Source organism: Sphingobacterium shayense (assembly GCF_013179575.1).
GTDB classification, from domain to species: Bacteria; Bacteroidota; Bacteroidia; order Sphingobacteriales; family Sphingobacteriaceae; genus Sphingobacterium; species Sphingobacterium shayense.
Genome location: NZ_JABMCQ010000167.1, coordinates 1 through 9,170 on the forward strand (window position 1 = coordinate 1; position 9,170 = coordinate 9,170).

6 protein-coding genes are annotated in these 9,170 nt (G+C 42.2%); 4 read left to right on the forward strand and 2 right to left on the reverse strand.

Translation table 11 applies throughout. The annotated features are described in order from the left end of the window. On the reverse strand, positions 1-1,124 hold a 1,124-nt coding region (locus HP439_RS15735), incomplete at its 3' end, for a SulP family inorganic anion transporter (RefSeq protein ID WP_172391291.1). Between the two features lie 457 nt (positions 1,125-1,581). On the opposite strand from HP439_RS15735, the gene HP439_RS15740 reads away from it, so the two are divergent. The 4 genes from HP439_RS15740 to HP439_RS15755 all read left to right on the forward strand — a co-directional run bounded on the left by HP439_RS15740 (position 1,582) and on the right by HP439_RS15755 (position 8,166). After that, positions 1,582-4,023, forward strand: coding sequence for a T9SS C-terminal target domain-containing protein (locus HP439_RS15740; RefSeq protein ID WP_246229388.1), 2,442 nt, complete (start codon positions 1,582-1,584; stop codon positions 4,021-4,023). Between the two features lie 69 nt (positions 4,024-4,092). Beyond that, positions 4,093-5,655 (forward strand): polysaccharide lyase, encoded by a 1,563-nt coding sequence (locus HP439_RS15745; protein ID WP_172391293.1) that lies wholly within the window; start codon positions 4,093-4,095, stop codon positions 5,653-5,655. Positions 5,656-6,272: 617 nt separating this feature from the next. Continuing rightward, complete coding sequence (locus tag HP439_RS15750) at positions 6,273-7,685, forward strand: sulfatase family protein (RefSeq protein ID WP_172391294.1); 1,413 nt, start codon at positions 6,273-6,275, stop codon at positions 7,683-7,685. A gap of 97 nt (positions 7,686-7,782) precedes the next feature. Continuing rightward, complete coding sequence (locus HP439_RS15755) at positions 7,783-8,166, forward strand: VOC family protein (protein ID WP_216657877.1); 384 nt, start codon at positions 7,783-7,785, stop codon at positions 8,164-8,166. A gap of 191 nt (positions 8,167-8,357) precedes the next feature. Here the strand turns inward: HP439_RS15755 and HP439_RS15760 are convergent. Next, on the reverse strand, positions 8,358-9,170 hold an 813-nt coding region (locus HP439_RS15760), incomplete at its 5' end, for an AraC family transcriptional regulator (RefSeq protein WP_172391295.1).

Below are 9,170 nucleotides of genomic sequence, written 5' to 3' on the forward strand. Positions count from 1 at the left end.
AACACTGTAATTACAGCCACCAGCATACCCACGAAAATATCATGACGCGGCATTTTATTGATAATTCTGAAACTTACCCATTCAAACGTTCCGATGGCTACCATCATCATTACACCAACTAAAGCGGCCATAGGAATTTGTTCGATTACAGGCCCGCCTACTAAAATGATCAATAATATGGTTAACGCCCCGATAATGGCTGAAAGTCTGGCTCTAGCGCCGGCGCTGATGTTCACTAGCGTTTGGGCGACCATCGCACAACCACCCATTCCGCCGAAGAAACCGTTGGTAATATTGGCAATACCCTGCGCTGCAGCCTCGCGATTAGACTGTCCTTTAGTGTTCGTTATTTCATCAACCATATTCAGCGTCAAAAGGCTTTCTATCAATCCAACGCCGGCCATTACAATTGCGTAAGGAAAGATGATTTGTAATGTTTCCATATTGAAAGGAATCTGTGGTATATGAAATGATGGTAGAGAACCGCTTACAGAGGCAATATCAATGACCTTCTTTGTCTCCAAATTAAAGAAATAAACGATTCCAAATACCACCAATATGGCTACAAGGGAAGCTGGGACAGCCTTAGTTAATTTAGGCAAGAGAAATACAATAGCAATAGTAAGTAACGTCAATCCAGCCATTAAGTAAAGTGCCGGCCCCTGCATCCAGGTCGCAACCCCGTTCTGAACAATTTTAAATTGAGCCACTTGTGCCATAAAAATGATGACGGCAAGGCCATTTAAAAAACCATACATGACGGGATGTGGTATCAGACGAACAAACTTACCTAACTTGAAAACGCCAACGAGTAGCTGCAAAACTCCAGCTAAGACAACAGCCGCAAAAAGATATTCCACGCCGTGTGAGGAAGCCAGTGCGATCAATACGACTACTGTTGCGCCGGCTCCGCCGGAAACCATCCCCGGACGTCCGCCTAGAATGGCCGTTACAAGCCCCATTAAAAATGCCGCGTAAAGTCCTGTTAAAGGTGATAGCCCAGCTAGAATAGCAAAGGATAACGATTCGGGGATCATGGTCATCGCAACCGTTAAACCTGCTAATATTTCGTTTTTATAATTGATTTTCTGTTTGAAATCAAACAGATTTATGATCTTCTGCATAAACGTATGTGATATAAGATATAATAGTACCAGAACTGAGTCTTCGGATGTAGTAAATCATCCAATAAATTAATACTGGAAATCGGAACCGTTTTAGCCTAGGATCAAGGCGGAGTAACTGGAGATGATATTTTTATTGTTCTTTTCATTGAGTAGTGCAAAAGTACAATTTCTCATTATGCTACACAATTTCTGTATTAGAAAACACGAAAAAAGTTCTATAAAGTGCGGTTTAAGACAACGACTGCGCATTCGAGAGGACCGCTTAGAAAAGGTTAAATCCTACATTTTTTGGTTAATATTATATATCCAGCGATCATCATTAGCGTCTATCTTTGACAAACCAAATTAAAAGATGAACCGAATCAAAAGAAAAATACGTAAAATGACTATTAAAAAATCGCGTTCAAAAATAAGAATATATCCCTTCTTCAGTTGCTTTGTTTTGTTATGCTTAATGAGTACAGGTACCGGAATCTGCCAGAGTAAACCAGTGATCAAAATAGATCTTGACGAGAGTAGTAGGAAGATCGCTGAAACAAATGAGACAGGATATCTGCCTTGGCAGATCAAACAAGGTATCTCTGATAGCTATACCGTAAATGGAATCAAGATAACGTTCACTAAAATAGGTTCTGCAGCCGGTGAACTGGTTTCCGAATGGTATAAAGCCGGCATGGGGTCACCGAGTTTTGCTCGCTTGATATCGGACGGACTAACTTTAAAGGACAGCGATCCTGCCGGAAAAATCGAAATGCGTATTAGTGGATTACCAGAAGGCGAGAATACCCTGTTAACCTATCATAATATACCGCATAGCCCCGTTGGAAATATATTTAGCTCAATTATTGTTTCCCACGGCGGGGAGCAACAAAAAATTACTCCAAGTGTAAGGGCGCTAAAAAAAACAGATGCAGCAACTGTCTATACGCACTTGCAGGTCTCTAGAGGCGAAGATGCTGTGATCATTTTTGAAGCTGGTGATCAGTCGGAGAAAGTGACAAGGGACTTAATTATAAATGCCATTGAGATTAATACAGCGGATGTGACGATGCTCGCTCATTCTTCCTATCCGAGAAATGCGGATGAGCATGTTGAGCATGTTGACGGTACGATTGAACTTACCTGGAAGGGTGCCCTGGGGGCTAATCGCCATGAGGTGTATGTTGGTACAGACTCTGCGGCTGTTGCAGATGCAACGCCTGCTTCACCGGAGTTTCGCGGAACTCAAAAATTAACTCGTTTTGCGCTTATGGACGTTTACAGTATGGACACCTATTATTGGCGGATAGACGAAATTATTGGTGAAGGAAAAACTAAAGGTCAGGTCTGGTATTTCAGGCCGGCGCAGCTTGCCTTTCCGGAAGCGGAGGGATACGGCCGGTATGCACGTGGTGGACGAGGGGGTGTGGTCGTTGAGGTGACCAATTTAAACGATAGTGGTCCTGGGAGTTTGCGAGAGGCCGTTGAAAACCCGATAGGACCAAGGACTATTGTGTTTAACGTTTCGGGGATTATCGAACTCAAATCTAGGTTAGTATTGAACCAGCCGTATGTAACGATTGCTGGACAGACAGCGCCTGGCGACGGGATATGCATTATCAGTAGTCCGTTTGGTTTTACCGGAAATGACCTTATTGTTCAAAATCTGCGTGTGCGTTTGGGGGCTGGCAAAACTGCGGATGGTATGGGACTAACAGGTGCTAATTTTAGCATCGTTGATCATTGTTCAATTAGCTGGACAATCGATGAAGGCTTTAGTTCAAGAGGAGCAAAAAACATAACCTTACAGCGAACGCTTATTTCGGAAGCGTTGAATACGGCCGGGCATTCCAAGTACGAGAAAGGTAAGATGCATGGATTTGGAGCAAGTATCGGCGGTGAAATCGGAAGCTTCCACCATAATCTTTTGGCGCATTGCTACGGTCGAAACTGGAGTTTAGCTGGAGGACTTAATGGTGACGGTTTTTATACCGGTAAACTGGATATTCGCAATAATGTTGTCTACAATTGGGGTTCCCGGGCTACTGATGGCGGCGCTCATGAAGTAAACTTCGTAAACAATTATTATAAGCCTGGGGCAGGAACAACTCAATTCTATGCATTTATCGGCGATCACGAGAACGTGGGAAAAGGAACTCAACGTTGCTTCTTTCAAGGAAATGTCATGCCCGGTCACTTCGACGAACAGCGACAGGACAAAGGTAGAAAGGCTAGATATTCCAACGGCGATACCAGCTCCTATGAGACCTTCGTAGAGCAGCCTTTTTTTGAACCAAAAGTAACGACACATAGTGCGCGGCTGGCTTATAAAATGGTTTTATCGGACGTGGGGAACACGCAGCCAAGGCTGGACAAACATGATCAACGGATAGTACAGGAAACCCTAGATAGCACCTATTCTTCCAGAGGTAGCATTTCCGGAAAACCCGGTTTTCCTGATCATCAAAATGACGTAGGTGGATACGAAAATTATACGGAGGTTAGTAGAGCTGCGAATTGGGATAGCGATCACGACGGACTGCCAGATTGGTGGGAGAAATTACAAGGCACAAATATTCATTCGACAAAAGGCGATTTTTCAGATACGAATCAAGATGTAGATCGCAATGGCTTTACAGTATTGGACGATTACCTGCAATGGATGTCTAAGCCGCATTTCAGCGCTGCTAGTGGACAAGCAATAGAGGTTGATTTATCAGAATTGTCTCGGGGATTCACAAAGGAGCCGAATTTTAAGATAGAAAACATTGTGAACGGTACCGTCGAGGTTGTCGACGGTAAAGTGATTTTCAAACCTTCTGGAGCTGGTATGGGTTCTTTTGAATTCACTGTATCTGATCACGACGGAGACAGCATGCGACGTACGGTAAACACTCTTAGTGGTGTGATTATATAATGAATGCTACGCAGTAACCTTGTATTACGAATTTGTTTAAAAAAGAAAAATTGTATTAAATAAATAAAAATGAAAAGATCCTTTCACATGTCGACTGCAAGCATATTGTTGCTAGGCACTTTATGCTCGAGTATCGCAACAAATGCACAAGAGAACAATGGGACAATAATACAGCCGGAAGTGGGGCAGATCCCCCCACATCCGCCACGCCTACCCGAGGGAGCGATTCCTGCATTTCCAGGTGCGTGGGGAGGAGGGATGTTTACGACCGGCGGACGCGGGGGAGCTGTTTTGGCAGTTACCAACTTAAATGATAGTGGTCCGGGGAGTCTGCGGGCTGCTTTAGAAACCAAAGGACCACGTATTGTAGTTTTTCGAGTTGCGGGGACGCTGAAGGTAAATGGTGATTTAAATATTAACGATCCTGATATTACCATTGCCGGTCAATCGGCGCCAGGAGATGGTATTTGTATAGCCGGGACATTGAATATTAATACGCATAATGTTATTATTCGACACTTGCGGGTGCGTCGCGGTGTACCGGTGGGCGGTCAAGGAGATGATAATATAGGCGGAAATCCGCATCACCACATTATTATTGATCATTGCTCGACCAGTTGGGGGATGGATGAAAATATTTCGCTGTACCGGCATATGCGTCCTTCACTAGATGGAAGTACACAAATCAAGGATCCGGTCGAAAACAGTACGATTCAATGGACGATTTCCAGTGAAGCTCTGGATGCTAAAGGGCATGCCTTTGGTGGAACTTGGGGCGGTGACCCTTCTACTTTTCATCATAATCTTTTCGCAAGTAATACGGCACGTAACCCGTCTATAGGCATGTCTGGGCCGTTTGATTTCCGTTATAATGTTATTTTCAATTGGGGGCACCGGTCCATCGATGGAGGTGATGAAACTTCGAGGATTAACCTTATAAACAACTATTTCAAGCCTGGACCGGCAACTAAAGATAATATTCGTTCAGTATTTGCACGCATCGAACAGCGCAGTATGTATTCGCCGGGCAGTGCATGGAAAGAAGGAGGGTGGTATCCAAAGGCTGAGGATCGTCCCGGTAAATGGTATGTTGCCGGCAACGTCATGCATGATAACAAAGATCTGACCAATAACAACTGGTCGGGGATGGTTATCAAAGACGGGGGAAGTGATGGTTCTTCAAATTCAAGAAAAGAACTTGCTCGCGTAAATACACCGTTCGAGGGTTGGCCTGTAGCACCACATCAGGCAGCTGAGGATGTCTTTAACTCTGTTTTGGACAAGGCAGGAGCGACGCTTCCCAAACGCGATTCTGTTGATGAACGCGTTGTTGAAATGGTTCGCAATGGGAAGACGACAACAGCAACGGGTATCATTAAAGATATTTCAGAGGTGGGTGGATATCCTAATTTAACTTACCAAGAGTCAGAGGTGCCTGTCGATTCAGATGGGGACGGTATGCCTGATGCATGGGAACTCAAACATGGACTTGACCCCAAAAACCCTAAAGATGGCGCACTCGATGCCGATGGTGATGGTTATACAAATGTTGAAGAATACTTAAACGGCACTGATGTGAATACAAAAGTTGACTACCGTAATCTATGCAACAACGTAGATACCATATCGTAAAATAACCCTTTAGAAGATTTAGCCCTTGATTAAGAAGCGCTAAGCATTTATAAAACTAGATCCCGGTAGGTATCTAGTTTTTTTATTCAAAAGCGGTTAAACCGGTTCGCCTATCGCGTAGATGTAGGTAGTATATCGGGGGCCGTTACTTTAGCTCATTGTTATTTCAATGCTTTTGTAAGATTATAGCCAACGTTATACCCAAGAATGAAAATTGCTATTATCAGCACTAAGATAAGAATGATGTTTATAAGGTTTTGATTATTCGGTTTTTTCATAACGGAACTTTTTGTAATTGAGCGCTATATATTAATTACCACAGAAGCCTATTTACACGATTAACAAAAATATAAAAAATATTGTTTTCAATTATACACGATCAAAACACAAGAAAATAAAATTCCTTTTGAAGAAAAATGTTAATGCAAAGTCTGAGAAATAGTAAATATATTTGATAGTGGAACTGAGGGAATTGGCATGCGGTGTTGTATTATTCTTAAACAAAACGCTCATAGTATTTTATAAACGAAAAGTGCCGTGCGTGTAACGTAGGAGTTCTATTAATATTGGGTCAGTTTCGTATTATAGATTATACCTTAAAAAAGCACTACAGAAAGATGAAAACAAAATTAATTGTTAATTATTTCCTATTATATTTGCCTTTTTTTTCGCAGATGTTGGTGGCAACAGCAACCTTTTCACAAAAGCATTCAGGGTTAACCGGTTCTGGCGACCGGCCAAATATTATTGTGATTATGGCCGACGATTTAGATAGCCGACAATTGAGTTGTTACGGCGGGAAGAATCTGCAAACTACGCACATTGATCGTTTGGCTACCGAGGGATTGAAATTTAACAACTTGATAGCATCAGAGGCAATGTGCGTACCCACCCGCGCATCGTTATTTACCGGTTTATATCCTGCAAGGCACGGCGCTTATCAGAACCATAAGCCGGTATACAAGGGGTTGAAGAGCGTGGCACACTATCTACAGAACCTAGATTACCGAGTAGGGTTGACGGGAAAGGATCATGTGACAAGGCCGAAGGAAATCTTTCCTTTCCAGATTGTGCCCGGTTTCGAAAAAAATTGCGTCGCGACAACTGATGAATATTTTTTGGATAGTATAGCCGCTTTCGTCAAAAATAAAAATCATCCGTACTGTCTTTTTGTGATGAGCGTAAATCCGCATGCACCGTGGACCGTGGGGGACCCTAGCGAATTTGATCCCGGAAAATTAATCTTGCCACCACATTGGGTAGACACCGAACTCACGCGTAAGCATTTTGCAAAATATCTTGCTGAAGTTCGCCGGTTGGATAATCAGGTTGGTGATATATTGAAACTTTTGGAAAGCCAAGGACAGTTAGACAATACCATTGTTATGTTTCTGGGCGAACAGGGTCCTCAGTTTCCTGGAGGTAAATGGACTCTATATGATAACGGACAGCGCAGTTCGATGCTGATAAGATGGCCAGAAGGCATTGCCGCCTCTGGGGAAACAGACGCTATTGTTCAATACGAAGACATCACGCCGACACTTATTGCGTTAGCTGGCGGAGAAGCGATTGAGGGTCTTGACGGAAAAAGTTTTCTTTCGGTCATTGAGGGTCAAAGCGTAACTTTTCGACGTTTCGCATTTGGTATACATAACAACCGTCCAGAAGGGCCTGCTTATGCAATAAGAAGCATTCGTAATGAAAGGTATAAGTTGATACTGAATCTAAACGCGGATAGTAATTATTATATCAAGTATATGATGAACCCGAACAAACCTAATCTAGCGTATACATCGTGGTTAAATAAGGCCGAGACCGATGAACAGGCGAGATTCCTAACCCAGCGTATAGCAAAACGTCCTTCAGTGGAGTTTTATGATTTGCAACAGGACCCTTATGAGTTGAAAAATATAGCCGACGATGGTCGCTACAAAAAAGATATAAAAGGGATGACGAAGCGGCTTTCGGCTTGGATGAAGGATCAGGGTGACCCCGGGGCCAGCTTGGACGTTCCTATTGATAAGGATTAGATCTTGATGGTAATTTCTTGCCATGGGACAAGCTTCAAAAAATAAATACCATCTATATTTAAAAAAACAACAACTATACGTTTAATCAGATTACGAAATGAATTTAGAAAGCAATTTGGAAGCAAAATTTGAAGCCGGAGTTAACATAGCTATAAAAATACCTAAAAAGAAATACGAGGAAACGGTTGCCTTTTATAGAGATATTTTGAAATTGGAAGTCGAAGAAAAACCTATTAAAAACCCAACAGTTTCTAGAACACACGAGGTAAAGTTTGGTAGTAATATTATCTGGTTAGATTGCGTCGACAATTATACACATTCAGAAACCTGGTTGCAACTTACCGTCCCCGATGTAGAGGGAGCTACAAACTATTTACGGCTAAATGGTGTGGAAACCTGTGATGAAATTGAAGAACTTCCTGAAAACATGCATTGGATTACTGATCCCGCTGGAACTGTATTCAATCTGCAAACCAAATAAAAATATTGGGCAATTTATTAAATCGCTGCTAGTTCTGTACTCGTAAGTGGTGAAGGAGCGGTTATTTTTTGATTGATCTTTCTTTTTTAAGTTTGGGTAGGTGTCAGACCTGAGTTCTTAACAGCCTATTTCCCTTTCGAGATATTGTAAAAATTGGTGTTGTAATTTAGCTTTTATAGTTTCAAGAAAAACTATCGAAATTGGTTTTTATATTGCTTTGGTGTGCAGTTTTTCGATATCTTAAAATGCCGGTAAAAGTTAGATGTGTTGTCAAAGCCGCTATCCACGGCAATATTTTCCATTGTCATCTTACTATCTAAGATTAGCCGGCAGGCATGATTTAGCCGGACCTCCGTAAGGAAATCAAAGTAGGATTTGTTGGTGATCATCTTAAAATATCGACAAAAGGAAGTTACGCTCAGATTGCTGAGACCAGCTACATCCTCAATAGATATCTTTGCTTTAAAGTGGTTGAATGTGTAGGAAACAATTTTATCAACGCGTTCTTCATCAAGTTTGTTAAGTTTGGAAAAGCCCACGCTGTTCGATATAGGATGATAATCATCTCCCTCTAGTAGCACCTGGAATATGCGAAGTAGAGTTATTATTTTTAAAAGCCCATCGCTTGCTTTCATTTCAAGCAAAAGATCACGTATTTTTTTCTTAGACTCTCCTTCGATAATTAGCCCATTTTTAGCCATACCGATTATTCTATTGATTCCTTGGGTTTCTGATATGTCTAGAAACTCCTTACCCAAACATTCCGGATGGAAGTGAACCACCATTGCCTCTACATAGTTTTGACTTTCCAGGGTGTTCTCACACTTCCAGGTGTGGGGAAGGTTTGAGCCTAGCAAAACCATCTCGCCCTGTCGGAAACTACTGATATTATCACCGATAAAACGAACACCTTCGCCTTTGATGAGATAATGAAGTTCAATCTCGGGGTGATAATGCCATACAGTACCAAAACTCGGTAGAACATCGTGCCGTATACTAAAGGC

Coding starts and splice junctions, on each gene's coding strand:
- HP439_RS15740 (WP_246229388.1), top strand. CDS start 1,582: ATGAGTACAGGTACCGGAATCTGCCAGAGTAAACCAGTGATCAAAATA.
- HP439_RS15745 (WP_172391293.1), top strand. CDS start 4,093: ATGAAAAGATCCTTTCACATGTCGACTGCAAGCATATTGTTGCTAGGC.
- HP439_RS15755 (WP_216657877.1), top strand. CDS start 7,783: ATGAATTTAGAAAGCAATTTGGAAGCAAAATTTGAAGCCGGAGTTAAC.
- HP439_RS15750 (WP_172391294.1), top strand. CDS start 6,273: ATGAAAACAAAATTAATTGTTAATTATTTCCTATTATATTTGCCTTTT.